Source organism: Amycolatopsis magusensis, assembly GCF_017875555.1.
Taxonomy (GTDB): Bacteria; Actinomycetota; Actinomycetes; order Mycobacteriales; family Pseudonocardiaceae; genus Amycolatopsis; species Amycolatopsis magusensis.
The window spans coordinates 208,174-231,395 of record NZ_JAGGMS010000001.1 but is presented as its reverse complement, the minus strand read 5'-3'; the positions used below and the strand labels follow the sequence as shown (position 1 = coordinate 231,395).

The window sequence follows — 23,222 nt, the reverse complement described above, 5'->3', positions numbered from 1 at the left end:
GAGTGCGAGTATGTGAACATGAAGGCACGTGTCTTGGTGGTCGACGACGACCCCGCCCTCGCGGAGATGCTCACCATCGTGCTGCGTGGGGAGGGGTTCGACACCGCCGTCGTCGCGGACGGTTCACGCGCGCTGCCCGCGTTGCGCGAGCTCAAGCCCGACCTGGTCCTGCTGGACCTGATGCTGCCCGGGATGAACGGCATCGACGTCTGCAAGGCCATCCGCGCCGAGTCCGGCGTGCCGATCGTGATGCTCACCGCGAAGAGCGACACCGTGGACATCGTGCTCGGCCTGGAGTCCGGCGCGGACGACTACGTGGTCAAGCCGTTCAAGCCGAAGGAGCTGGTGGCGCGGGTGCGGGCCCGCATGCGCCGCACCGAGTCCGAGCCCGCCGAATCGCTGGCCATCGGCGACCTGACCATCGACGTGCCGGGCCACGAGGTGACCAGGGAGGGCAAGGCCATCCCGCTCACCCCGCTGGAGTTCGACCTGCTGGTCGCGCTCGCGCGCAAGCCGCGCCAGGTGTTCACCCGCGAGGTGCTGCTGGAGCAGGTGTGGGGTTACCGCCACGCCGCCGACACCCGGCTGGTCAACGTGCACGTCCAGCGGCTGCGCTCGAAGGTGGAGAAGGACCCGGAGCACCCCGAGGTGGTGTTGACGGTGCGCGGCGTCGGTTACAAGGCCGGCCCGCCGTGAGCAGACCGTGAGCAGGGTCGCCGCGTTCGGGCGCGGGACCATGACCACGGGCCGCCGCGTGGCCGCCTTCCTCCGCCGCCGGTCCATCGACTTCGGCGAGCTGTGGCGCCAGTCCCTGCAGTTCCGGGTCACCATCTCCACCCTGGCGTTGTCGTCGGCGGTGGTCTTCGTGCTGGGCATGGTGCTGCAGAACCAGATCACCGACCGGCTGATCGAGACCAAGAAGGCCGCCGCGATCGCGCAGACCAGGGCCATCCTGGACGACGCGGAGAGCGAGCTGTCGGGCATCGACGCGGCCCCCGACGAGCTGAAGTCGCGGCTGGGGAACGCGCTCAAGAAGCTCGCCAGCGCGCCCGCGGGCCAGGACCCGACCAGCGCCAGCGCCGGGGCCTTCGAACCGGTGCTGGCCAGCGCGGACCCGAGCAAGTCCAGCGAGACCACCGTGTTCGCGGGCCCGTTCGAGAAGGTCACCCCGCGACTGCGGCAGTTCGTCGAGGGCGAGCAGTTCTCCGAGCAGATCCACACCGCGGGGGTCGAAAGCGCCCGCACCACCTACCTGATGATCGGCGCCCCGATCACCGGCGCGCCGCGCCCGCTGCAGTTGTACCTGCTGTTCCCGCTGACCGCCGAGCAGAACACCGTCTCGACCGTGCAGAACACGCTGATGGTCGGTGGCCTGGTGCTGCTGTTCCTGCTGGTGTTGATCACCAACCTGGTCACCCGCCAGGTGGTGCACCCGGTGCGCCGGGCCGCGGCGGCCGCGGAGAGGTTCGCCGAAGGTGAGCTGGACCAGCGGCTCGGGGTGCTCGGCGAGGACGACCTGGCCAAGCTCGCCGAGTCGTACAACGAGATGGCCGCGAGCATCCAGCGCCAGATCCGGCAGCTGGAGGAGTTCGGCCAGCTGCAACGCCGGTTCACTTCGGACGTTTCCCACGAGCTGCGCACCCCGCTGACCACCGTGCGCATGGCCGCCGACGTGCTGCACGCCTCGCGCGAGCAGTTCCCGCCGGGGCTGGCGCGGTCCACCGAGCTGCTGGTCGACGAGCTGGACCGGTTCGAGGCGCTGCTCGGCGACCTGCTGGAGATCAGCAGGCTGGACGCCGGCGTGGAGGAGCTGTCCGCCGAGCTGATCGACGCGCGGCCGATCGTGCTGCGGGTGGTCGAGCAGGTGCGGGTGATCGCCGGTGACGCGAACAGCGAGCTGGAGGTCGACCTGCCCGAGACCCCGGTCGAGGCCGAGTTGGACTCCCGCCGGGTCGAGCGGATCCTGCGGAACCTGCTGGCCAACGCGGTGGACCACAGCGAAGGGCAGCCGGTGCGCGTGCGCCTGGCCGCCAACGAGCACGCGCTGGCGGTCACCGTGCAGGATTTCGGCGTCGGCCTGCGGACCGGCGAGGCGGGGCTGGTGTTCAACCGGTTCTGGCGCGCCGACCCCTCACGCAACCGCCGCACCGGCGGCACCGGCCTCGGCCTGGCGATCAGCCACGAGGACGCGAAGCTGCACGGCGGCGAGCTGGAGGCGTGGGGTGAGCCGGACCGCGGTGCCTGCTTCCGGCTCACGCTGCCGCTGCGCCAGGGTGAGGAGTGGGAGAGCAGCCCGCTGGACCTGCCGCCCGACGTGCCGCCGGGTGGGTTCATCGGCATCGAACCCGACGAGCCGGCCGGTGAGGTGTCCGTGACGCCGGACCTGGTCGCCGCCGAACGCGAGGAGGCCAGGTGAGGAAGCGTCTGAGGGCGGCGGGGGCGTTGCTGACCTGCCTGCTCCTGCTGGTGGTCAGCGGGTGCGCCACGGTCCCGGAGGAGTCGCAGGCCAGGGTCATCTCGTCCGGCGGCATGGCGACGCCCGCGCCGCCGATCCCCGAGCCGGACAAGGACCTCGACGCGCTCGGCGTGGTCCGCGAGTTCGTCTCGGCGAGCGCGCAGCCGAGCAACGACCACAACCGCGCGCGCCTGTTCCTCGACCCGCCGTCCCGGTCGACCTGGCGGCCGGACCGCGGGCTGACCGTGATGGAGGAGAAGTTCGACACGGTCTACTCGCCGAGCCAGCCCGAGGACCCGAACCGCCGCGTCGTGCTGCTGCGCGGCACCAACGTGGGCAAACTCGGCCCGGACAGCGCGTTCATCCCGCTGCGGGACAGCTTCGAACGCCCGGTGCAGCTGGCCAGGCAGCCGGACGGCCAGTGGCGGATCGTCTCGCCTGCCAACGACATCGTGATCACCGAGCCCGACTTCACCCGCAACTACTTCCGGGTGCCGGTGTACTTCTTCGCCACCGACCGCAACTCGCTGGTGCCGGACCTGCGGTACGTGGTGCAGAAACCGCAGTCCGGGCTGCCGGGCCGGGTGATCGACCTGCTGCTGGCCGGGCCGTCGGACTTCCTCGACGGCGCGGTGAACAACCCGCTGGGGCAGGCGTCGATCGACCAGAACGTGTCCAACGCGGCGGACGGCGCGGTGGTGGTGCCGCTGACCGGGGTCTCCGAGCAGAGTGAAGAGCTGAAACGCCTGATCGTGGCGCAGGTGGTGCTTTCGCTGCAGAGCGTGACCAGCAGCCGGATCAGACTGCTCTCGGACGGGGCGCCGCTGGTGCCCGGCCGCGAGGAGTGGCGGGCCAGCGATCTGCCGTCGTACGAGACGAGTTCGTCCCCGTCGTCCGACCTGCCCGGCCTGATGATCTCGGGTGGTCGCGTGCGCTCGCTCAACGACGGCGCGCCGGTGCCCGGACCAGCGGGTTCGCGGGCTTACGACGTGGTCACCGCGGCGCAGTCGGTGGACGGCAAGCAGCTGGCGGTGATCGAACGCCAGGACGGGCGGTTGTGGCTGCGGGTCGGCGAGTTCGGCAGCGAGCTGGCCAGGACCGAGCTGAACGGGGACAGACTCAGCCGGCCGACCTGGCGGCCCGCGCTGACGGGCACCGGGGAGGGCGGTGAACTGTGGACGGTGGTCGACGGTTCGCAGGTGGTGCGCGTGCTGCGGACCGCGCAGGGCACGTGGGCCAGCCAGGTGGTCAACGCGGACTCGGTGCGCTCGGTGGGGCCGGACATCTCCGCCATCCGCCTCTCCCGGGACGGCACCCGCGCCGCGATGGTGGTCACCGGGCGCCTGGTGGTGGTCTCCGTGGTGCGCACCGCCGACTCGGTGAGCCTGCGCTCGCCCCGGGTGCTCCAGGAGACGCGGCTGTCGGACGTGACGGACGTGGACTGGGCGAACCAGGACAGCCTGGTCGCGATCACCGGCTCGACGGCTCTCCCGGTCGTCCGCGTCCCGGTCGACGGCCTGCGGCTGGACCAGTTCAACCTGTCGAACCTGACGCCACCCCTGCACGCGATCACCGCCGCCCCGTCACGCCCGGTCGTCGTCGCGGACCGCGAAGGCCTCTGGACCGCCTCGGAAGTCGGCGAGGTATGGACGCCGCACGACCACAGCCTCCCGCTGGACACCATCCCCTTCTACCCAGGCTGACACCTGGTCCGCCTCGCGCTGGGCCTCCTGACCAGGCTCTTCAGCCCGCTACCCCACCCCGCGCGAACCTCGAACTGCAAGTTCTTACCACTCGATCCGAGACTGTCGGTCCCCGTCGGCAGGCTCTCGGGCATGACCAACCTCATCGATCTAGTCCTCCCGCCCGTCTGCGCCGGCTGCGGCGCGCTCGGGTCCGCCTGCTGCGCCACCTGCGTCCGCGCCTGGGGTGCGCCCGCGCTCGTGCCCCTGCCCGGACTCGCCGTGTTCGCGCTCGCGGCCTACGCGGGCATCGCCCGCCGCCTGGTCCTCGCGTACAAGGAACGCGGCCGCCGAGACCTCGCGCCGGTGCTCGGCGAGCTGCTCGCGAAGGCCGTACCGTACCTACCAGGAGCGAGGCCGGCGCCCGACGGCCTGTGGTGGCTAGTCCCCGTGCCCTCGCGCCGGATCGCCTCGCGCATCCGAGGCGGTCCGCACATGCTGCGACTGGCGCGCGCCTGCGCCCGCCGGCTGGCTGAACACGGCCATCCGGCCGCCGTCGCGCCGGGTCTCGTGCTGGATTCCGGGGCCAAAGACGCTGCCGGGCTGGCCCGGCACCAGCGCGCGGCCAATCTCGCCGGCCGGATCGCCCCCGAACCGGCCGGGCTGCCTCCGCCCGGCACCCCGGTGCTGCTGCTCGACGACGTGCTGACCACCGGGTCCACGGCGTCGGAGTGCGCGCGCGTCCTCCGCGCGAGCGGCTACCCGGTTACCGCCGGGTTAACGCTCACCAACGCTCACTCATCCGAGTGAAGCTGCGCCGGGAACAATTCGGCACTCCCCGCCCGTTGTCGGGATATGACGCGGTCAGCGAGTCAAGCGCCCTCGGCGGCACATCCCGCCGCAGTGGTGGCTGTTCTCCTTGCCGCTGTCACCGTCGCGAATTCCGAACCCCTTTCACTGAGCCTTTGGCGTGAAAGGCAGTACCGCGCAATGCTCCGAACGGGTCGGAAACTGGCGAGTAACCGGCGTAGTCCATTGCTCGCAGTGACGGCTTCTCACGGCTTGACATCCCCCGGCTCGGGGGCTGTTGCTCCGGGCCAGAGCGGGCTAACGTGCTCCGCTATCAGCAATCCCGGTAGGCGGGGAGGTGACAAGCCCATGTCCCTGGCGCCGGAGGCACGCTGAGCCCGCGTCCGGTCGGCCGCCACGAGACGTCGTGACCGAGTCGGCGGATTCTCTCAGTGAGGCGTACTTCCGCACCGCTCCGGCGGATTCCGAATAACGCAGTCCCGATTTCACCGGCGCCGTAATGCTCACAAGCTCGCAGTCAATTCAGCGAGGGAGGTCGTGTATGGACATCGTCGTGAAGGGCCGTAACGTGGAGGTGCCCGAGCACTATCGGGCACACGTCAGCGAAAAGCTGTCGCGGCTGGAACGCTATGACAAGAAGGTCATCCGTTACGACGTGGAACTCTTCCACGAACCCAACCGCCGCCAGGCGAAGAACTGCCAGCGCGTGGAGATCACCGTGGTCGGCAAGGGCCCGGCCGTGCGGGCGGAGGCCTGCGCCGGCGACTTCTACGCCGCGCTCGACGTCGCGGTGAACAAGCTCGAGAACCGCCTCCGCCGGTCCCACGACCGGCGCCGCGTCCACTATGGACGCCGCCGCTCCGAGTCCGTCGCCGAGGCGACCTCGGTGGCAGGCGGGATGGCCGATTCCGGCAGGCGGCCCGCCGCGAGCACCGCGGTACTGGACGCGCCCGTCCACGACGAGATGCCGCTCGACGGCGAAGCCGCCAGAGCAGGCGAAATCGATGTACCCCAGCAGCGCTGGGACGACGGTGTGGCCGAACACCTCCCCGGTCGCATCGTCCGCGAGAAGCAGCACGACGCGGAACCCATGACCGTCGACCAGGCCCTCTACGAGATGGAGCTGGTCGGGCACGACTTCTACCTGTTCAACGACTCCGAAAGCGGTAGGCCGAGCGTCGTCTACCGCAGGAAGGGCTTCGACTACGGCGTGATCCAGCTCGCGAAGTGAGTTCACCGTGAGCTGAAACCCGTTCCGACCCTGACGGCCCGGCGGCCCGCACGCGCGACGCGTGCGGGCCGCCGGCCTGTCCGAGCAGCATCTTTCGTACGGCGGTGCGTGCACGAACACCGGCACGTTCCCTACGATGGTGGGTGGGCAACCCCCCGAACCCCCCGAAGTACGCATAGTCATAGTGAGGTCTCCTGAGATGGTTCTGAACCGCCTGCTCCGCGCGGGCGAGGGCAAGATGGTCAAGCGCCTGCGCAACATCGCGGACCACATCAACACCCTCGAAGACGACGTGAAGAACCTTTCGGACGCCGAGCTGCAGGCCAAGACCGGTGAGTTCCGCGAGCGGTTCGCCAACGGGGAATCCCTCGACGACCTGCTGCCGGAGGCCTTCTCGGTGGCTCGCGAGGCCGCCTGGCGGGTGATCGGCCAGCGGCCCTTCGACGTCCAGCTGATGGGCGGCGCCGCGCTGCACCTCGGCCAGGTCGCCGAGATGAAGACCGGTGAAGGCAAGACCCTGACCCAGGTGCTGCCCGCCTACCTCAACGCCATCTCCGGCGAGGGCGTGCACGTCATCACGGTCAACGACTACCTGGCCAAACGTGACGCCGAGTGGATGGGCCGCATCCACCGCTTCCTCGGCCTCGACGTCGGCGTGATCCTCTCCGACATGACCCCGGAGCAGCGCCGCGCGGCCTACAACTGCGACATCACGCACGGGACGAACAACGAGTTCGGCTTCGACTACCTGCGTGACAACATGGCGTGGGACATCAACGACTGCGTGCAGCGCGGGCACAACTTCGCCATCGTCGACGAGGTCGACTCCATCCTGATCGACGAGGCCAGGACGCCGCTGATCATCTCCGGCCCGGCCGACCAGTCCTCGCGCTGGTACATCGAGTTCGCCAGGATGTCGCCGCTGATGAAGCCGGACGTCCACTACGAGGTGGACATCCGCAAGCGCACCGTCGGTGTCACCGAGAAGGGCGTCGCCTTCATCGAGGACCAGCTGGGCATCGACAACCTCTACGAAGCCGCGAACACGCCGCTGGTCGGCTACCTGAACAACGCGCTGAAGGCCAAGGAGCTGTACAAGCGCGACAAGGACTACATCGTCCGCAACGGCGAGGTCCTCATCGTCGACGAGTTCACCGGCCGCATCCTGGCCGGCCGCCGCTACAACGAGGGCATGCACCAGGCGATCGAGGCCAAGGAAGGCGTCGAGATCAAGGCCGAGAACCAGACGCTGGCCACGATCACGCTGCAGAACTTCTTCCGCCTCTACGACAAGCTCTCCGGCATGACCGGTACCGCCGAGACCGAGGCCGCCGAGTTCCACCAGACCTACAAGCTGGGTGTGGTGCCGATCCCGACGAACCGGCCGATGGTGCGGTCCGACCAGCCGGACCTCATCTACAAGACCGAGGAGGCGAAGTTCGAGGCGGTCGCCGAGGACATCGCCGAGCGGCACGCCAAGGGCCAGCCGGTGCTGGTCGGCACCACGAGCGTGGAGAAGTCCGAGCACCTGTCGAAGCTGCTGCTCAAGCTGCAGGTGCCGCACGAGGTGCTGAACGCGAAGTACCACGACCGGGAAGCGCTGATCGTGGCGCGCGCCGGGCGCAAGGGCGCGGTCACGGTGGCCACCAACATGGCCGGTCGTGGTACCGACGTCGTGCTCGGCGGCAACCCGGACATCATCGCCGACGACGTGCTGCGCCAGCGCGGTCTCGACCCGGTGGAGCACTCCGAGGAGTACGAGGCCGCGTGGCCGAAGGTGCTCGAGGAGGTCAACGCCGAGGTCAAGGCGGAGGCCGAGGAGGTCCGCGAGGCCGGTGGGCTCTACGTGCTCGGCACCGAGCGGCACGAGTCCCGCCGCATCGACAACCAGCTCCGCGGCCGGTCCGGTCGTCAGGGTGACCCGGGTGAGTCCCGGTTCTACCTCTCGCTCGGTGACGAGCTCATGCGCCGGTTCAACGCGACCATGGTCGAGCGCGTGATGACCACCATGCGCCTGCCGGACGACGTGCCGATCGAGCACAAGATGGTCTCCAAGGCGATCAAGAGCGCGCAGACGCAGGTCGAGCAGCAGAACATGGAGATCCGCAAGAACGTCCTCAAGTACGACGAGGTGATGAACCAGCAGCGCAAGGTCATCTACAGCCGTCGTCGGAAGGTGCTCGAGGGCGAGGACCTGCGCGATCAGGTGATGAACATGCTCACCGAGGTGGTCACCGCCTACGTCAACGAGGCGACCGCCGAGGGCTACGCCGAGGACTGGGACCACGACAAGCTGTGGACCGCGCTGAAGATGCTGTACCCGGTGAAGGTGCAGTGGGAGGACCTGGCCGAGGACACCGACGACCTGGACTCCGAGGCGCTGCGGGAGGCGCTGGTCGCCGACATCCACGAGGCCTACGAGCGGCGTGAAGCGGAGATCGAGTCCACCGTCGGCGAAGGCGCGATGCGTGAGCTCGAGCGCCGGGTGATGATGTCGGTGCTGGACCGCAAGTGGCGCGAGCACCTCTACGAGATGGACTACCTCAAGGAGGGCATCGGCCTGCGGGCGGTCGCGCAGCGTGACCCGCTGATCGAGTACCAGCGCGAGGGCTTCGACATGTTCGACCGGATGGTCGACGCGTTGAAGGAGGACGCGGTCGGGCTGCTGTTCAACCTCCAGGTCGAGCGGCAGGACCCGCCGCCCGCCCCGGAACCGGCCACCGACCTGCCGGTCCCGCTGCCCACCGGTGGCAACGGAGCCGCTCCGCGCGAGAACGGCAGGCACGCGCAGCCGGTCCCGCCGCAGCCGAAGCCCGACCCGGTCCCCGCCGCCCTGCGCGGCAAGGGCCTGGACGGCGGCGCCCAGCGAGGCCTGACCTACTCGGGCCCCGCCGAAGACGGCGGCGTCGAATCCCACGGCGACACCACCGACCCCGGTGACGACGCCGGCGGCACCCGCCGGGAACGCCGCGCGGCAGCCCGGGCCCAAGCCAAAAAAGGCAAAAAAGCCCCCCGCCGCTAACCCACCCACCCAGGGCCACGCACCGCCTCCCGCAGGCCGGTGCGTGGCCCTCGCCACGCCCCCACCCCCACCCCGCTCCGCCACCCCTTCTCGCATTCCCGCACCCGCACAGCCGACTTCCACACTCAGGCAGCCGAACCACACATCGGGGAAGCCGAGTCCCACACTCGCGCAGCCGAAGTCCACGCTCAGGCGCCCGGACTCCACGTTCAGGCAGCCGAGTCCCACGTTCGGGCAGTCGAATCCCACACTCAGGCGCCCGGACTCCACATTCAGGCAGCTGAGTCCCACGTTCGCGCAGCCGAAGTCCACGCTCGGGCGCCCGGACTCCACATTCAGGCAGCTGAGTCTCACGTTCGCGCAGCCGAAGCCACGCTCGGGCGCCCGAACTCCACATTCAGGCAGTCGAGTCCCACGTTCGCGCAGCCGAAGCCCACACTTAGGCGCCCGAACTCCACGTTCGGGCAGTCGAATCCCACACTCAGGCGCCCCACCTCCACGTTCGGGCAGCTGAGTCCCACCTTCGAGCGGCCGAACTGCACGTTGGCGTGCGGGAGTTCAACACTGGCACAGGCGAACCCCGCACTCGGGCTGCCGAGTTCCACGGTCAGATACTCCGACCGCACGCTGGGCGGGGCGAGTTCCACACTCGGGCAGGCGAAGCCCGCATTCAGGCAGCCGAACTCCACGTTGGGGGAGCCGAGGTCTCCTTTCGGGCGCGGGGTCGCGCTTTCGGGTGGCTAGCCCCCACGTTCGGGCAGCCGAGTTCACGCGCAGGCGGCTGAGTCGCCCGCTCAGGCGGCCGAGCCCCACGTTCGGGCAGCTGGCTCCCAGGTTCGAGCGGCCGAACTCCACGTTCGGGGCGCGCGAGTAGCCGATCCCCCCGCACTCGGGCCGCCGAAGCCCCACGCGCCCCCGGGGCACGGGCGAGTGGCGAGCCTGCCACCCAAAAAGGCAGGCGCGCCACCAAAGCCCTCACCCAGCCCGATGCTTGGGCACCTTCGGCTCCCCGATCAGATCGAACGCGACGCACCACCATCCCGAGGCTGTCGCCTCGAAGCGGGCGGCGACGGCAAAGGAGCGCACCCCGCCGTGGACCGTGCCGCAGGTTTCGATGACGCCTGCGACCGGGAAGCACGCCTGGATCGGGGTCTGCAGCGTGTACCGCCGTGCCGTTGTGGTGGTGAGCTTCGCGAAGACGTCCGGTCGCACGAACGGGCGCAGCTGCGCCCGCGGTCTGCGGCCACAGCACAACTCCAGCAGCGCGGTCACCATCCGCTCCAGCGTCAGCCGTCCCGGTACGGGTGGGCCGGGGCGGTGGCGGCCCAGCGGCACCCCCGAAAAAATAGGCAGTTCCAGTTGCTGGCCGACGCCACCGGCCGGCACCGCGCGCAGGCGGTCCGCGGCTTCCAGCGTGCTCAGCGGTCGTACATCCACAGGGCCTCTCCCCAGGTCCCGGGCGGCCACGGGCGGCCACCTCCGCCCCGTAGAGCAGTGAACTCCCTGAATCCGGTCCAAGATCGCCCAACCCGGTGACACCCGGCGGCTAAGGTGACCGCCCATGCTGCGGGGACTCGTACTGGACTACGCCGGGGTGCTCACCGACCCCGATGCCGACGCCCTCTTCCAGGCGGTCGACCTCCTGCGCGATCGCGGGATCAGAACCGCCCTGCTGTCGAACGCGCCGGGGGCCGCCGGGCCGACCAGGCGCCGGTTGGATCCGTTCTTCGACGCGCTGGTCTTCTCCGGTGAGGTCGGCGTCGCGAAGCCGGACGAGCGGGTTTTCCTGCTCACCGCGGACCGCCTCGGGCTGGTGATCGATCAGTGCGTCTTCGTCGACGACTCCGCGGGCAACGTCCGGGGCGCGGTGGCCGCGGGCATGGTCGGCGTGCACCACACCTCGGTCAACAGCACCCTGCTCGAACTGGACGCCCTTTTCTCAGCGTGACCGGCGCACCAGCTCGAAGCACAACACCGCCGCCGCCGCGGACACGTTGAGCGACTCCACCTCGCCCGGCATCGGAATGGACAGCCACCCCGTCGCCAGCTCGCCGACGCCCTCGCTGACCCCGCCGGTCTCGCCGCCGAGCACGAAGACCGCGCGTTCCGGCAGGGACGCCTCGAAGATCGACTCCCCGGCGGACGACCCCAGCGCGTACACCGCGTACCCGGCTTCGGTGAGCAGCGTCGTGGCCTCCTCGGCACTGCCGCAGCGCAGCACCGGCGCCCGGAACGCGACCCCGGCCGAGGCCTTCACCACCAGCGGGTCCAGCGCGGCCACCCCGCGCCGCGGCACCACGATGCCGCCGACCCCGGCCGCCGTCGCGGTGCGCAGGATCATGCCCACGTTCGCCGGCGTGGTGATGCCGTCGAGCAGCAGAAGCCGACCCGGCGGCACCCGGTCGTCCAGCGCGGCGTGCAGCGGGCGCATCCGCGGCGCCACCACGTCGGCGAGCACGCCCTGGTCCTGCTTGCCGTTGCCGGCCAGCACCTTCACCCGGTGCGCGCTGGCCCGCTGGACCGGCACGCCCGACTCCTTCGCCGCGCGCTGGATCTCCGCCGCCGCGGGACCGCGGGCGGTGTCGGCCAGTATCACCTTGTCGACATCCAAGGCCGGGTCAGCCAGCGCCTCCAGCACGGGCTTGCGCCCGTAGACGGTCAGGAACCGGTCCTTCGGGGACACCGCCGAATTCGACTCACGCACGAGAGCATTAGAGCAGGGTGTGTCAGGATCACCGCATGCACGACCGCCTGTCCGCCCTGGACGCGTCCTTCCTCTTCATGGAGGACCCGGTGACGCCGATGCACGTCGGCGGGGTCGCGGTCTTCGAACGGCCCAGCGCCGGCTTCGACTACGCCGAGGTGCTCGCCCTGATCGGGCAGCGCCTCGGCTACCTGCCGCGGTACCGCCAGCGCGTGGTGACCGTGCCGGGCAACCTGGCCAGACCGGTCTGGGTGGACGACGTCGACTTCGACCTCAACTACCACGTGCGGCGCTCCGCCCTGCCCGCTCCCGGCACCGACGACCAGCTGTTCGACCTGGTCGCGCGCCTGGTTTCCCGCCCGCTGGCGCTGGAGCGCCCGCTCTGGGAGGTCTACTTCGTCGAGGGCCTGTCCGACGACCGGATCGCCCTGGTCACCAAGACGCACCAGGCGGTGGTCGACGGCGTCGGCACCATCGAACTCGGTCAGCTGATCCTGGACGAGAGCCCGGCCGAGTCCGAGGAGTTCGAGGACACCTGGACCCCGCGCCGCCAGCCGAGCCGCACGCAGCTCGTGCTCGACGCGGTCACCGAGACCGTGCAGCGACCGGGTGAACTGGTCAACACCGCCAGGGTGGCCGCGCAGGACGCGGTGGCCACGGTCGGCAAGGTCACCGAGGCCATCAGCGGGGTCGCCGCCACGTTGCGCAGCGTCGCCCGGCCCGCGCCGGAGGGGCCGCTGAACGCGCCCGTGTCCGGCGGCCGCATGTACTCCGTGGTGCGCACGCGCCTCGAGGACTTCCGCAAGATCCGCGCCGAGCACGGCGGCACGGTCAACGACGTGGTGCTCGCCGTGGTCACCGGCGCGCTGCGCGAATGGCTGCTGTCCCGCGGGGCCGCGCTCACCTCGGACTCCACCGTGCGCGCGCTGGTGCCGCTGGCGGTCAGCGACGCCGAGACCGAGTACTCCTCGGCGGGCCTGATCGGCAACGAGGTCGCGGCCTACCTGGTCGACCTGCCGGTCGGCGAGCCGAACGCGGTGTTGCGGCTCCAGCACGTCGGGCACGCGATGACCGCGCACCTGGACTCGGGCCGCTCGGTGGCCGCGCGCACGCTGCTGCGCGTCGGCGGGTTCGCCCCGGCGACCCTGCACTCGCTGGGCGCGCGGGCGGCGAACTCGTTCTCCGGGCGGTTCTTCAACCTGGTCATCACCAACTCGCCGGGTCCGCAGGAGCCGCGCTACGCCGGCCCGGCGAGAATGACCGAGATGTTCCCCGTGCTGCCGCTGGCCAAGAACCAGGCTCTGGCGATCGGGGTCACCTCCTACCTCGGAGGTGTCTACTTCGGACTGAACGGGGATCGCAAGGCCGTGTACGACGTGGACCTGCTCGGCGGGATGATCGAAGAGGCGTTGGAAGAACTCAAGGGAGCGGACTGGTGAGGGTCTACCTGCCGGCGACGATCGCCACACTGCGCCGCTTGGTCGAGGACGGGAAGTTCGCCCCGATCAGCGGGACCGGCTTCGCGCTCACCCCGGCGCTGCGCGAGTCCTACACCAGCGGCGACACCGAGGAACTGGAGTACGCCGCGCTGCTGGACGCGGCCAGGGCTTCGCTGCGCCTGATCGCCGCGGAGGACACCGACGAGAAGGACCCGCCGCGGCGCGTGGTGATCTCGGCCGACGTCGAACAGGCGACCCCGCGCCCCGATCTGGACGCCGCGGTGGTTCGGGTCTCCGGTCCGGTGGAGCTGACGCAGATCGCCGCCGTGCACGTGGACACCGCCGAAGCCGAGGCCGCCGTGGTGGCCGCCGCCGCGGTGATCGACGCCGCCGACCTGGGTGACGACGACGCCGAGTTCGCCCTCGGCGAGGCCGAGGACCACGAGCTGGCCTGGTATGCCCCGCAGGAGTTGCCGTTCCTGCTCGAACTGCTCTGACCCCTGTTCCCGTGCCAGGATGGGACCGCGCCCACAAGGCGCCCACCCGGCTCGGAAACCACAGGAGGCGAAGCAAGTCATGGACGCGGTGACATCCGTTCCCCACCCGGTCAACGAACCGGTGCACACCTACGTGCCCGGCAGCGGCGAACGGGAGTCCCTGCAGCGCAGGATCGCCGAACTCGAGGGGGAGAAGCACGAGCTGCCGCAGACCATCGGCGGGCGGCGGCGCTTCGCCGGTGGTGAGGCCTTCGACGTGGTCCAGCCGCACGACCACGCGCACGTGCTCGGGGTCTCGGCGAACGCGACCACCGAGGACGTCGCCGACGCGGTGACCGCGGCGAAGGACGCGGCACCCGGCTGGCGTGATTTGCCCTTCGACGAGCGCGCCGCGGTGTTCCTGCGTGCCGCCGACCTGATCGCCGGGCCCTACCGGGACACGCTCAACGCGGCCACCATCCTCGGCCAGTCGAAGTCGGTGCAGCAGGCGGAGATCGACGCGGCCTGCGAGCTGATCGACTTCCTGCGCTTCAACGTGCACTTCGCCCGCCGCATCCTCGCCGAGCAGCCGATCTCGGTGCCCGGCGCGTGGAACCGGATGGAGTACCGGCCGCTGGACGGCTTCGTCACCGCGATCACCCCGTTCAACTTCACCGCCATCGCGGGCAACCTGCCCAGCAGCCCGGCGCTGATGGGCAACACCGTGGTGTGGAAGCCGACGCCGACGCAGCAGCTGGCGGCGCACTACACCATGGAGGTCTTCGAGAAGGCCGGGCTGCCGCCGGGCGTGATCAACATGGTCACCGGCGACGGGCGCGCGGTCAGCGAGGTGGCACTGTCCGATCCGGACTTCGCCGGGCTGCACTTCACCGGGTCCACCGCCACCTTCAAACCCCTGTGGCGCACGATCGCGGAGAACCTGGACGGCTACCGCGGCTATCCGCGGATCGTCGGCGAGACCGGCGGCAAGGACTTCGTGGTGGCGCACTCCTCGGCCGACCCGGACAAGCTGGTGACCGCCCTCGTGCGCGCCGCGTTCGAGTACCAGGGCCAGAAGTGTTCCGCGGCTTCGCGGGCGTACCTTCCCCAGTCCCTTTGGGACGGTGGACTGCGTGAGCGGCTGGCCGACGTCACCCGCACGGTGAAGTACGGCGACGTGAGCGACCTGTCGATGTTCGGCGGCGCGGTGATCGACGCGCGCGCCTTCGCCAGGCACCGCGAGCTGCTGTCCAGTGTGGACGGTGATCCGGAGTTGGAGGTGCTGGTCGGCGGCAACTGCGACGACCAGATCGGCTACTTCGTCGAGCCGACGGTGCTGGTCTCGGACAACCCGGCGCACCCGGTGTTCTCCACCGAGTACTTCGGCCCGATCCTCGCCGTGCACATCTACCCGGACGCCGAGTACGCGCGGATCCTCGAAGTGGTCGACCAGTCCGCGGCGTACGCGCTGACCGGCGCGGTGTTCGCCGACGACCGCGCGGCCGTGCAGCAGGCGCACCGGGCGCTGCGGTTCACCGCGGGCAACTTCTACGTCAACGACCGGCCGACCGGCTCGATCGTCGGCCAGCAGCCGTTCGGCGGTTCGCGGGCCTCGGGCACCAACGACAAGGCCGGCTCGATGTTCAACCTGCAGCGGTGGACCAGCCCGCGCGCGATCAAGGAAACCTTCGACGCGCCGGCGGACATCCGCTACCCGCACATGGGCTGAGCACGAAAAACGCCCCCGGAGCCGGGCTCCGGGGGCGTTGACCGCGTGCGTACTACTACTTCGGCATCGTCCCGACCTGGTCGGCCGGGGGCGCCTCGACGTCGACCGGCGAACCCCAGTCGGTGTACTTCATGGTCATCTTGGCGTTGCCACCGGGCATCTGCTGGCCGGTCTGCTCGCTCATCTTCTGCATCATCGCGGCCATGTCCATGGTCACCTGGACGGGCAGCTCGTCGGCGTTCAGCCACAGCTCCATCGGCACGACGATGCCGTCGGGCAGCTGCGCGAGGTCCGCTTCGCTGGCGCCACCCATGCCACCGGCCTTCTTCAGGTCCAGGTCGACGAAGTAGTGGCTGACCGGCTGGCCGTCCAGCGTGGCCGGCTCGGCCTTGGTGATCCGGCCCGCCTTCTGGACCATCTCGAGCATCTTGCGCGGGTCGCTCTGCTCGGCCTGGTCCATCGCCTGGCCCAGTTCGGCGGCGTCGGCGCCCTCGAGCTTGACCCACGGCTTGCCGCTGGGGGCCTGGCCCTCCGGCAGCTTCATGAAGATCTGGCCGTCGACCATGCGCATCTCGATGGACATGCCCATCATCTGCATGCTCATGGTCATCTTGCTGTTGGCACCCTCGAAGGAGCCCTGCCCGGAGCCGGTGATCTTCTGGCCGAGCATGTCCATCTCGATGGTGAACTTCGCGGTCTTGGCCTGGTCGGCCCGCGCGGAGGCAGCCCGAACCAGTTCCTGCGCGTCGTTGTACAGCGAGGAGGCCGGCTTGGTGTCGGCCTGCTGGGCCGCGGTGTTCGTGGTGGTCGGCGTGCTCTCGCTGCCACAGGCAGTGAGCGCGAGCAGCAGCGCGAAGCCACTGGCAGCGAGCGCTGTCTTGCGCATCCGGATACCTCTCAGATCTTGTGATCGTCTGGGTGGTTTGTCCCCCAGTAGAGTTACAGCGTTCCAGATACGCGCAAATGGGTGTGCGGGGTTGCCGGAATTTAGGTCACGATTCGAGACCGGCGCGGGAAACAAGCAGCCGTCTGAGTGAAGCCAGGCGTTCCGGTTTGGCGTCACCGTCGGTGACCACGTCGTCCAGTACGCAGTCCGGGTCCTCCGGCGGCCCGAGGTGACCGCAGCCGGACGGGCACTCTTCGGCGGCCGCGGTGAACTCCTCGAACGAGTCCACGATGTCGTCCGGCGTGATGTGGGCGAGGCCGAACGAGCGGATCCCCGGTGTGTCGATCACCCAGCCGTCACCGGGCAGGGGCAGCGCGACCGCGGCGACCGAGGTGTGGCGGCCCTTGCCGACCGCGCTGACCACGCCGGTGGCCAGCGAGGCGTCCGGGACCAGGCGGTTGACCAGCGTGGACTTGCCGACGCCGGAGTGCCCGACCAGCGCGGAGACCCGGCCTTCGACCCGGGCGCGCAGCTCGTCGGGCTCCTCGTCGTGCCGGGTGACGACCGCGGGCACGGCCAGGTCGGCGTACCCGGCGAGCAGTTCGGCCGGGTCGGCGAGGTCGGCCTTGGTCAGGCAGAGCAGCGGTTCGAGGCCGCCCGCGTAGCAGGCGACGAGGCAGCGGTCGATGAAGCCGGTCCGGGGCTGCGGGTCGGCCAGCGCGGTGACGATGACCAGCTGCTCGGCGTTCGCCACGACCACGCGCTCGAAGGGGTCGGTGTCGTCGGCCGTGCGGCGCAGCACGCTGGTGCGCTCGTCGACGCGGACGATCCGGGCGAGCGTGTCCGGGCGGCCGCTGACGTCGCCGACCAGGCCCACCGAGTCACCGACCACCACCGGCGTGCGGCCCAGCTCGCGGGCGCGCATGGCGGTCACCGAGCGGGCCGGGTCACCGTCGACCGCGCAGGTCCAGCGGCCGCGGTCGACCCCGGTGACCATCGCGGTGGAGGCGTCGGCGTGCTCGGGACGGCGCTTGCTCCGGGGGCGGGTGCCCTTGCCGGGGCGGACGCGGACGTCCGATTCATCCAGCTTGCGCCAGTCCCGCTTGCTCAATCGCCCATCCCCTTCGTCCCGGTGGCCGCTGGCTGAATGATCCCCCATCGGACGGACGCCGGTCACGCGGCGCACTCGCCAAGGCCGCCACGACCGTGGAACCATGGCTGGGCCCGTGAACGCAGATCGGAGGTGGGGCGCGATGTGTGGTCGTTACGCCGCCACGAAGAACCCGGCCAAGCTGGTGCAGGAGTTCGAAGCGGCCGACGAGACCGGGGGGCACGCCCCGTCGCCGGACCACAACGTGGCGCCGACGAAGAAGGTGCTCGCCGTGGTGCAGCGCCACCCGCGTGACGCCGATGGCCAGGTCCTCGAGGACGAGCCGTCGGTGCGGACGCTGCGGGTGATGCGGTGGGGCCTGGTGCCGTTCTGGGCGAAGGACCCGTCGGTGGGCAACCGGATGATCAACACCCGGTCCGAGACCGCGCACGAGAAGCCCGCGTTCCGCAAGGCGCTGGCGCGCAAGCGCTGCCTGCTCCCGGCCGACGGCTGGTTCGAGTGGCGTCGCAACGGCAAGGAGAAGGAGCCGTTCTTCATGACCCCGCGGGACGAGTCCACGCTGGTCATGGCCGGGATCTGGGAGAGCTGGCGTGATCCGGAGGACGCCGACGCGGCGCCGCTGATCACCTGCTCGGTGCTGACCACCGACGCGGTCGGCCCGATCGCCGACATCCACCACCGGATGCCGCTGCTGCTGGCCAAGGACAACTGGGCGAGCTGGCTGGACCCCGACCGCGAGGAGATCGGCGAGCTGCTGGCGCCGCCGAGCGCGGAGCTGGTGGACGGGCTGGAGCTGCGGCCGGTGTCGAGCCGGGTCAACAACGTCCGCAACAACGGCCCGGAGCTGCTCGACCGCGCCGAACCGGCGACCGACCTCGACGAGGCCGCGTTGTTCGACGCACCGTCGAAATGACCACCATCCAGATCGACACCGACCACGGCCCGGCGCGGGTCGAACTGCACTGCGCCGAGCAGGGGCGGGCGGTGCTGCTGCTCGGGCACGGCGCGGGTGGGGGCTTCGGCGCGAAGGACCTGATCGTGGTGACCAGGGCGGCGCAGGCGGTGGGGGTGCACGTCGCGCTGGTCGAACAGCCCTATCGCGTGGCGGGCCGCCGAGCCCCGGCGCCCGCGCGGCAACTGGACAACGCCTGGCTGACCGTCGCCGAAGAACTCGCGGACAACCGCTTCGACGGCGAGCCGGTGGTCTTCGGGGGCCGCTCGTCGGGCGCGCGGGTCGCCTGCCGCACAGCCGCGGCGGGGCAGGCGGTGGCCGTACTGTGCCTCGCCTTCCCGACGCACCCGCCGGGGAAGCCGGAAAAGACGCGGCAACCGGAGTTGGATGCGGTCGAGGTGCCGACCTTGGTCGTGCAAGGTGAGCAGGACCCGTTCGGCGTCCCGGCCGCCGGACCACACCACGAACTGGTGGTGCTGCAGGGAAACCACAGCCTGAGCGCAGACCTGGACGGCGTCGCACGGGCCACCTCGGAATGGCTGGAACGAGTCCTGCGCCCCCTCGACTGACCCCGCCGATGTGCCGTGAATGTGGCTTTCACGGCGGAATCGGCCGTGAAAGCCACATTCACGGCACCCGCTCCGGCGGAATCAGGTGCTGGCGATGGGGGCGACGATCGCTTTGGTGAGGCGGATCAGGTCTCCCGGTGCCAGTTCCATTTCCAGGCCTCGCCTGCCCGCCGAGCAGTGGATCGTGTCGAACGACTCGGCCGTGGCATCGATGACCACCGGCAGCCTGCTCCGCTGTCCCAGTGGGGAGATGCCGCCGAGGACGTAGCCCGTGGCGCGTTGGGCCGCCGCTGCCTCCGCCATGCGGGCTTTCTTGCCGCCGACCGCCGCCGCCAGGGCTTTCAGGTCCAGGGAGCCGGTGACCGGGACCACGCCCACGGTCAGGGTGCCGTCCACATCGGCCACCAGTGTCTTGAACACCCGCGCCGGGTCCAGGCCGAGGATCTCCGCCGCCTCGCCGCCGTAGGACTCGTGCCGCGGATCGTGGTCGTACGAGTGCAACTTGTGGGTGATCTTCTGCTTCACCAGCAGCGCCGTCGCCGGTGTGCCCTTGCCCGCCATGGGCGGCACCCTACGACGGGAATGCCCGGGCCTGCCACCGTGTTGAACCCAGCGTGTTGACCAAGGTATCCCCCCGCGAAGAGCAGCTCAGGCGACCGGCCGTGCCCAGCCGACCCGGAGTGGCCCGCGTATCCTCTGGGCAGAAGTACGCACGTCTGCCCGACGTGGATTGGGAAGGGAACGGTTTGCCGAGCACGTCAGAACCCGCCGCCACCGAGGCGGGCACCGAGCAGGAGGACGTCCAGGCCCGGACCGAGCGGTTCGAGCGTGACGCCATGCCCCTGCTGGACCAGCTGTACTCGGCCGCGATGCGGATGACCAGGAACCCGGCCGACGCCGAGGACCTGGTGCAGGAGACCTACCTCAAGGCCTACTCGGCGTTCGCCTCCTTCAAGCAGGGCACCAACCTCAAGGCCTGGATGTACCGCATCCTGACCAACACCTACATCAACGGTTACCGGAAGCGGCAGCGCCAGCCGGTGCAGCAGCCGACCGAGGAGATCACCGACTGGCAGCTGGCCAAGGCGGAGAACCACACCTCGGCAGGCCTGCGCTCGGCCGAGGTCGAGGCCATGGACAAGCTCCCGGACGCCGACGTCAAGGCCGCGCTGCAGCGGCTGCCGGAGGACTTCCGGCTCGCCGTCTACCTCGCCGACGTCGAGGGCTTCGCTTACAAGGAAATCGCTGAAATCATGGACACCCCCATCGGTACTGTGATGTCCCGCCTCCACCGCGGCCGCGCCCAGTTGCGCGACCTGCTCGCCGACGTGGCTCGTGAACGCGGGTTCATCCGCGGGCCCAAGCAGGAGGTGGCAGGGCGATGAACCACTGCTCCGGTGAAGACGGCAAGGCCAAGGTCAACTGCGACGAGGCGCTCGCCGAGATCTACCTGCTCCTGGACAAGGAGTGCAGCCGGGAACACGAGGTCGAGCTGCGCAGGCACCTCGACGAGTGCCCGCCGTGCCTCGAGGAGTACGGGATCGACGAGCAGATCAAGCAGATCCTGGCGCGCAAGTGCGGTGGCGACCTCGCCCCGGACGAGCTGAAGAGCAGGCTCCGCGCGTCGATCCGCAAGACCGTCGAGGAGCGCTCCGGCAAGACGATCGAGCGCACCGAGGTGACGATCGAACGCGTCACCGAATAGCACCGAGCACACGAAGAAGCCCCGGTCACCTGTGGTGGCCGGGGCTTTTTTCCTACGCCGAGCTCAGGCGTTGGGCTTCTTGCCGTGGTTGGCGCCGTTCTTCTTGCGGTCGCGGCGCTTACGAGCTCGCTTCGACATGGATCACTCCTCGGTGGATCTCTACCCGGGCAACCCCCCTAGTGTGGCACGTGCCCTAGAACAGGGGTGTTCGGCCTGGGCGGCGACCCCGGACCTCTGGTTGGATTGGGCTCCCAGCTCGCGCGCAGGAGGGGCATCGCCGATGGCCGAGGAAATCCGGGCCGAGATCGTCGCCAACGTTCTGAAGGTGGTCGCCCACGTCGGTGACGACCTCGAGACCGGGGACACCGTGGTGCTCCTGGAGTCGATGAAGATGGAGATCCCGGTGCTCACCGAGGGCTCGGGCCGGCTTTCGCGGCTCGCCGTCGGCGAAGGGGACGTGGTGCAGGAGGGCGATCTGCTCGCCGTGCTGGAATAGCGGGGTGAGCACTCTCTCCGATCTGCTGGCCGAGAACACCGGGCTGTCCGGCGAAGCGGCCGTCCACCTGCAGTCGGTGGTGGCCGAATGGCAGCTGCTGGCCGACCTGTCGTTCAGCGACTTCCTGCTCTGGGTCCCGGTGGCCGAGAACGTCCAGCCCGACGGCGGCGACTTCGTCTGCGTCGCGCAGGCCCGGCCGACCACCGCGCCGACCGCGCACCCCGAGGACGTGGTCGGCAGCCGGTTCACCGTCGACGAGCACCCGCAGCTGGACCGCGCGATGCGCGAGGTCAAGATCAGCCGCGAGGAGGACCCCCACTGGTACCGCGACCTGCCGATGCGGCGGGAAGCGATCCCGGTGACCTTCGGCAAGCAGGTGATCGCGGTGCTCAGCCGCGAGACGAACCTGGCCGCGCCCCGGGTGCCGAGCCCGCTGGAGATCGCCTACCTCGGCAGCGCGGCCGACCTGTGCCAGATGATCGCCGACGGCAGCTTCCCGGCCGACGGCACGCTCACCGACGTGCACACCAGCCCGCGCGTCGGGGACGGGCTGATCCGGCTCGACCAGTCGGGCACGGTCGTCTTCGCCAGCCCCAACGGGCTGTCCGCCTACCACCGCATGGGCTACGAGTCGGACCTCGTCGGCGTGCGGCTCGCGCCGCTGACCCGCTCGCTGATCCGCGACCCGTTCGACGCGACCGAGGTCTCCCACCGCATCATCGACGCGCTCGACGGCAAGCCGGGTTCACGCACTGAGGCGGACTCACGCCGGGGCGCGGTCGTGCTGTTCCGTGCGCTGCCGTTGCGGCCCGCCGGGCAGCCGGCCGGCGCGCTGGTGCTCGTCCGCGATGTGACCGAGGTCAAGCGGCGGGATCGCGCGCTGCTGTCGAAGGACGCCACGATCCGCGAGATCCACCACCGCGTGAAGAACAACCTGCAGACCGTGGCCGCGCTGCTGCGGCTGCAGTCGCGCCGGACGGCCAGCGAGGAGGCCAGGCTCGCGCTCGGCGAGTCCGTGCGGCGGGTCTCGTCGATCGCGATGGTGCACGAGGCGCTGTCGATGTCGGTCGACGAACGGGTCGATCTGGACCAGTTGCTCGACAACGTGCTGCCGATGGTCGGCGAGGTGGCCACCGCCGAAGGGAGCGTCACGCTGTCGCGGACCGGCACGTTCGGCATCGTGGTGGCCGAGATCGCCACCCCGCTGGTGATGGTGGTCGCCGAACTCGTGCAGAACGCCGTCGGGCACGCGTTCCCCGGCGGACGGCCGGGCAAGGTGCAGATTTCCGCCGAACGGTCGGCGCGCTGGCTGGACATCGTGATCAGCGACGACGGTCAGGGCCTGCCGGCGGGCTTCTCACTGGAGCGCGCGGACGGTCTCGGTTTGCAGATCGTGCGAACGCTGATCGAATCGGAGCTGCGCGGCTCGCTTTCGCTGCGGCCGGGCCGCGCGGAATCCGGCGGTGGCCGACGCGGCACGGAAGCCGCGTTGCGCATCCCGCTTTCCCGTCGTCTCTGAACGGTTCAGCAAGGTTCGGCAAACGCGAACACTTGAGGGCGGGCACCTGAAACGGTGCCCGCCCTCAAACGTGTTGGCGGAGGGACTCAATGGTCCCTGGCGGCCGTGGCGCCGGCGGGTGTGGCGGGCGTCGGCCGCGGGTGTTGCTGGGAAAAACGGTGCTGCAAAACAACAATCAGGCGTTGGTGCGCGTGCTGATGTGCGCACGGCGACGCTTGAGCGCGCGTCGCTCGTCCTCGCTCATCCCGCCCCACACGCCGGCGTCCTGCCCACTGGCCAAAGCCCAGGCCAAGCAGTCGGAAGCGACGGTGCAACGGTGGCACACGGCCTTCGCCGCGGATACCTGGGAGATGGCCGGACCGCTGGTCCCCACGGGGAAGAACAGCTCGGGGTCCTCGTCTCGGCAGGCCGCGTCGTGGCGCCAGTCCATTTTACT

23 protein-coding genes are annotated in these 23,222 nt (G+C 70.1%); 16 read left to right on the top strand and 7 right to left on the bottom strand.

Translation table 11 applies throughout. The annotated features are described in order from the left end of the window. Nucleotides 1-18 precede the first annotated feature (18 nt). The 6 genes from mtrA to secA all read left to right on the top strand — a co-directional run bounded on the left by mtrA (nucleotide 19) and on the right by secA (nucleotide 9,200). The gene (mtrA, locus tag JOM49_RS01055; protein WP_113697829.1) at nucleotides 19-696 is read left to right on the top strand and encodes an MtrAB system response regulator MtrA; all 678 of its coding nucleotides are present in this window, start codon (nucleotides 19-21) and stop codon (nucleotides 694-696) included. Nucleotides 697-736: 40 nt separating this feature from the next. Continuing rightward, nucleotides 737-2,416 carry an MtrAB system histidine kinase MtrB gene (gene mtrB, locus JOM49_RS01050; protein WP_209670637.1) on the top strand — a complete coding sequence of 560 codons (1,680 nt, stop codon included), beginning with the start codon at nucleotides 737-739 and terminating at the stop codon, nucleotides 2,414-2,416. Further along, nucleotides 2,413-4,158 carry an LpqB family beta-propeller domain-containing protein gene (locus tag JOM49_RS01045; protein ID WP_209662314.1) on the top strand — a complete coding sequence of 582 codons (1,746 nt, stop codon included), beginning with the start codon at nucleotides 2,413-2,415 and terminating at the stop codon, nucleotides 4,156-4,158. Before mtrB ends, JOM49_RS01045 begins: the two co-directional genes overlap by 4 nt. A gap of 132 nt (nucleotides 4,159-4,290) precedes the next feature. After that, on the top strand, nucleotides 4,291-4,947 hold the full coding sequence (locus JOM49_RS01040) for a ComF family protein (RefSeq protein WP_209662313.1): 657 nt from the start codon (nucleotides 4,291-4,293) through the stop codon (nucleotides 4,945-4,947). 541 nt (nucleotides 4,948-5,488) lie between these two features. Further along, nucleotides 5,489-6,178, top strand: coding sequence for a ribosome hibernation-promoting factor, HPF/YfiA family (gene hpf / locus JOM49_RS01035; protein WP_209662312.1), 690 nt, complete (start codon nucleotides 5,489-5,491; stop codon nucleotides 6,176-6,178). A 199-nt stretch (nucleotides 6,179-6,377) separates the two neighbouring features. Continuing rightward, nucleotides 6,378-9,200 carry a preprotein translocase subunit SecA gene (gene secA / locus JOM49_RS01030; RefSeq protein WP_209662311.1) on the top strand — a complete coding sequence of 941 codons (2,823 nt, stop codon included), beginning with the start codon at nucleotides 6,378-6,380 and terminating at the stop codon, nucleotides 9,198-9,200. Between the two features lie 975 nt (nucleotides 9,201-10,175). On the opposite strand, the gene JOM49_RS43605 is transcribed toward secA, so the two are convergent. Further along, complete coding sequence (locus tag JOM49_RS43605) at nucleotides 10,176-10,637, bottom strand: Rv3235 family protein (RefSeq protein ID WP_209662310.1); 462 nt, start codon at nucleotides 10,635-10,637, stop codon at nucleotides 10,176-10,178. A gap of 124 nt (nucleotides 10,638-10,761) precedes the next feature. Here JOM49_RS43605 and JOM49_RS01020 point away from each other — a divergent pair, with 124 nt between their 5' ends. Next, nucleotides 10,762-11,148, top strand: coding sequence for an HAD-IA family hydrolase (locus tag JOM49_RS01020; RefSeq protein WP_209662309.1), 387 nt, complete (start codon nucleotides 10,762-10,764; stop codon nucleotides 11,146-11,148). Here the strand turns inward: JOM49_RS01020 and JOM49_RS01015 are convergent. Next, entirely contained in the window at nucleotides 11,140-11,904 is a 765-nt protein-coding gene (locus JOM49_RS01015; RefSeq protein ID WP_209662308.1) for a TrmH family RNA methyltransferase, read from the bottom strand. The genes JOM49_RS01020 and JOM49_RS01015 overlap by 9 nt on opposite strands. 35 nt (nucleotides 11,905-11,939) lie before the next feature. Between JOM49_RS01015 and JOM49_RS01010 the strand changes: the two genes are divergently transcribed. From JOM49_RS01010 to pruA, 3 genes are all read left to right on the top strand, one after another. After that, nucleotides 11,940-13,343 carry a WS/DGAT/MGAT family O-acyltransferase gene (locus JOM49_RS01010; protein ID WP_209662307.1) on the top strand — a complete coding sequence of 468 codons (1,404 nt, stop codon included), beginning with the start codon at nucleotides 11,940-11,942 and terminating at the stop codon, nucleotides 13,341-13,343. Next, complete coding sequence (locus JOM49_RS01005) at nucleotides 13,340-13,840, top strand: DUF6912 family protein (RefSeq protein WP_209662306.1); 501 nt, start codon at nucleotides 13,340-13,342, stop codon at nucleotides 13,838-13,840. The genes JOM49_RS01010 and JOM49_RS01005 overlap by 4 nt, the downstream gene beginning before the upstream one ends. 79 nt (nucleotides 13,841-13,919) lie before the next feature. Next, the gene (gene pruA / locus JOM49_RS01000) at nucleotides 13,920-15,548 is read left to right on the top strand and encodes an L-glutamate gamma-semialdehyde dehydrogenase (RefSeq protein ID WP_209662305.1); all 1,629 of its coding nucleotides are present in this window, start codon (nucleotides 13,920-13,922) and stop codon (nucleotides 15,546-15,548) included. A gap of 55 nt (nucleotides 15,549-15,603) precedes the next feature. On the opposite strand, the gene JOM49_RS00995 is transcribed toward pruA, so the two are convergent. Next, nucleotides 15,604-16,434, bottom strand: a complete 831-nt coding sequence (locus JOM49_RS00995; protein ID WP_209662304.1) for an SCO4651 family lipoprotein — start codon at nucleotides 16,432-16,434, stop codon at nucleotides 15,604-15,606. A gap of 106 nt (nucleotides 16,435-16,540) precedes the next feature. Further along, nucleotides 16,541-17,545, bottom strand: a complete 1,005-nt coding sequence (gene rsgA, locus JOM49_RS00990; protein ID WP_209662303.1) for a ribosome small subunit-dependent GTPase A — start codon at nucleotides 17,543-17,545, stop codon at nucleotides 16,541-16,543. 142 nt (nucleotides 17,546-17,687) lie between these two features. On the opposite strand from rsgA, the gene JOM49_RS00985 reads away from it, so the two are divergent. Next, nucleotides 17,688-18,458, top strand: coding sequence for an SOS response-associated peptidase (locus JOM49_RS00985; RefSeq protein WP_209662302.1), 771 nt, complete (start codon nucleotides 17,688-17,690; stop codon nucleotides 18,456-18,458). Then, on the top strand, nucleotides 18,455-19,066 hold the full coding sequence (locus JOM49_RS00980) for an alpha/beta hydrolase family protein (RefSeq protein WP_209662301.1): 612 nt from the start codon (nucleotides 18,455-18,457) through the stop codon (nucleotides 19,064-19,066). The genes JOM49_RS00985 and JOM49_RS00980 overlap by 4 nt, the downstream gene beginning before the upstream one ends. A gap of 81 nt (nucleotides 19,067-19,147) precedes the next feature. Here JOM49_RS00980 and ybaK read toward each other — a convergent pair whose 3' ends face one another. Continuing rightward, nucleotides 19,148-19,627, bottom strand: coding sequence for a Cys-tRNA(Pro) deacylase (gene ybaK / locus JOM49_RS00975; protein ID WP_209662300.1), 480 nt, complete (start codon nucleotides 19,625-19,627; stop codon nucleotides 19,148-19,150). A 185-nt stretch (nucleotides 19,628-19,812) separates the two neighbouring features. Here ybaK and JOM49_RS00970 point away from each other — a divergent pair, with 185 nt between their 5' ends. Both JOM49_RS00970 and rsrA read left to right on the top strand, forming a co-directional pair. Continuing rightward, nucleotides 19,813-20,451, top strand: a complete 639-nt coding sequence (locus JOM49_RS00970) for a sigma-70 family RNA polymerase sigma factor (protein ID WP_209662299.1) — start codon at nucleotides 19,813-19,815, stop codon at nucleotides 20,449-20,451. Further along, nucleotides 20,448-20,771 carry a mycothiol system anti-sigma-R factor gene (gene rsrA, locus JOM49_RS00965; protein WP_209662298.1) on the top strand — a complete coding sequence of 108 codons (324 nt, stop codon included), beginning with the start codon at nucleotides 20,448-20,450 and terminating at the stop codon, nucleotides 20,769-20,771. Before JOM49_RS00970 ends, rsrA begins: the two co-directional genes overlap by 4 nt. Before the next feature lie 63 nt (nucleotides 20,772-20,834). On the opposite strand, the gene JOM49_RS44300 is transcribed toward rsrA, so the two are convergent. Then, on the bottom strand, nucleotides 20,835-20,909 hold the full coding sequence (locus JOM49_RS44300; protein WP_098515123.1) for a 50S ribosomal protein bL37: 75 nt from the start codon (nucleotides 20,907-20,909) through the stop codon (nucleotides 20,835-20,837). Nucleotides 20,910-21,051: 142 nt separating this feature from the next. On the opposite strand from JOM49_RS44300, the gene JOM49_RS00960 reads away from it, so the two are divergent. Both JOM49_RS00960 and JOM49_RS00955 read left to right on the top strand, forming a co-directional pair. After that, a complete protein-coding gene (locus JOM49_RS00960) occupies nucleotides 21,052-21,267 on the top strand; it encodes a biotin/lipoyl-binding carrier protein (protein ID WP_209662297.1) in 216 nt (71 codons plus the stop codon). Nucleotides 21,268-21,271: 4 nt separating this feature from the next. Then, nucleotides 21,272-22,786 carry a sensor histidine kinase gene (locus JOM49_RS00955; protein WP_209662296.1) on the top strand — a complete coding sequence of 505 codons (1,515 nt, stop codon included), beginning with the start codon at nucleotides 21,272-21,274 and terminating at the stop codon, nucleotides 22,784-22,786. Nucleotides 22,787-22,961: 175 nt separating this feature from the next. Here JOM49_RS00955 and JOM49_RS00950 read toward each other — a convergent pair whose 3' ends face one another. Then, the gene (locus JOM49_RS00950) at nucleotides 22,962-23,216 is read right to left on the bottom strand and encodes a WhiB family transcriptional regulator (protein ID WP_209670635.1); all 255 of its coding nucleotides are present in this window, start codon (nucleotides 23,214-23,216) and stop codon (nucleotides 22,962-22,964) included. Nucleotides 23,217-23,222 lie beyond the last annotated feature (6 nt).

What these genes read in the sequence shown, in the direction of transcription:
- pruA (WP_209662305.1), top strand. Translation starts at nt 13,920, where the DNA reads ATGGACGCGGTGACATCCGTTCCCCACCCGGTCAACGAACCGGTGCAC.
- JOM49_RS01040 (WP_209662313.1), top strand. Translation starts at nt 4,291, where the DNA reads ATGACCAACCTCATCGATCTAGTCCTCCCGCCCGTCTGCGCCGGCTGC.
- hpf (WP_209662312.1), top strand. Translation starts at nt 5,489, where the DNA reads ATGGACATCGTCGTGAAGGGCCGTAACGTGGAGGTGCCCGAGCACTAT.
- ybaK (WP_209662300.1), bottom strand. Translation starts at nt 19,627, where the DNA reads ATGGCGGGCAAGGGCACACCGGCGACGGCGCTGCTGGTGAAGCAGAAG.
- JOM49_RS00995 (WP_209662304.1), bottom strand. Translation starts at nt 16,434, where the DNA reads ATGCGCAAGACAGCGCTCGCTGCCAGTGGCTTCGCGCTGCTGCTCGCG.
- JOM49_RS00960 (WP_209662297.1), top strand. Translation starts at nt 21,052, where the DNA reads ATGGCCGAGGAAATCCGGGCCGAGATCGTCGCCAACGTTCTGAAGGTG.
- JOM49_RS00980 (WP_209662301.1), top strand. Translation starts at nt 18,455, where the DNA reads ATGACCACCATCCAGATCGACACCGACCACGGCCCGGCGCGGGTCGAA.
- rsrA (WP_209662298.1), top strand. Translation starts at nt 20,448, where the DNA reads ATGAACCACTGCTCCGGTGAAGACGGCAAGGCCAAGGTCAACTGCGAC.
- JOM49_RS00985 (WP_209662302.1), top strand. Translation starts at nt 17,688, where the DNA reads ATGTGTGGTCGTTACGCCGCCACGAAGAACCCGGCCAAGCTGGTGCAG.
- secA (WP_209662311.1), top strand. Translation starts at nt 6,378, where the DNA reads ATGGTTCTGAACCGCCTGCTCCGCGCGGGCGAGGGCAAGATGGTCAAG.
- JOM49_RS00950 (WP_209670635.1), bottom strand. Translation starts at nt 23,216, where the DNA reads ATGGACTGGCGCCACGACGCGGCCTGCCGAGACGAGGACCCCGAGCTG.
- JOM49_RS01010 (WP_209662307.1), top strand. Translation starts at nt 11,940, where the DNA reads ATGCACGACCGCCTGTCCGCCCTGGACGCGTCCTTCCTCTTCATGGAG.
- mtrB (WP_209670637.1), top strand. Translation starts at nt 737, where the DNA reads ATGACCACGGGCCGCCGCGTGGCCGCCTTCCTCCGCCGCCGGTCCATC.
- mtrA (WP_113697829.1), top strand. Translation starts at nt 19, where the DNA reads ATGAAGGCACGTGTCTTGGTGGTCGACGACGACCCCGCCCTCGCGGAG.
- JOM49_RS01020 (WP_209662309.1), top strand. Translation starts at nt 10,762, where the DNA reads ATGCTGCGGGGACTCGTACTGGACTACGCCGGGGTGCTCACCGACCCC.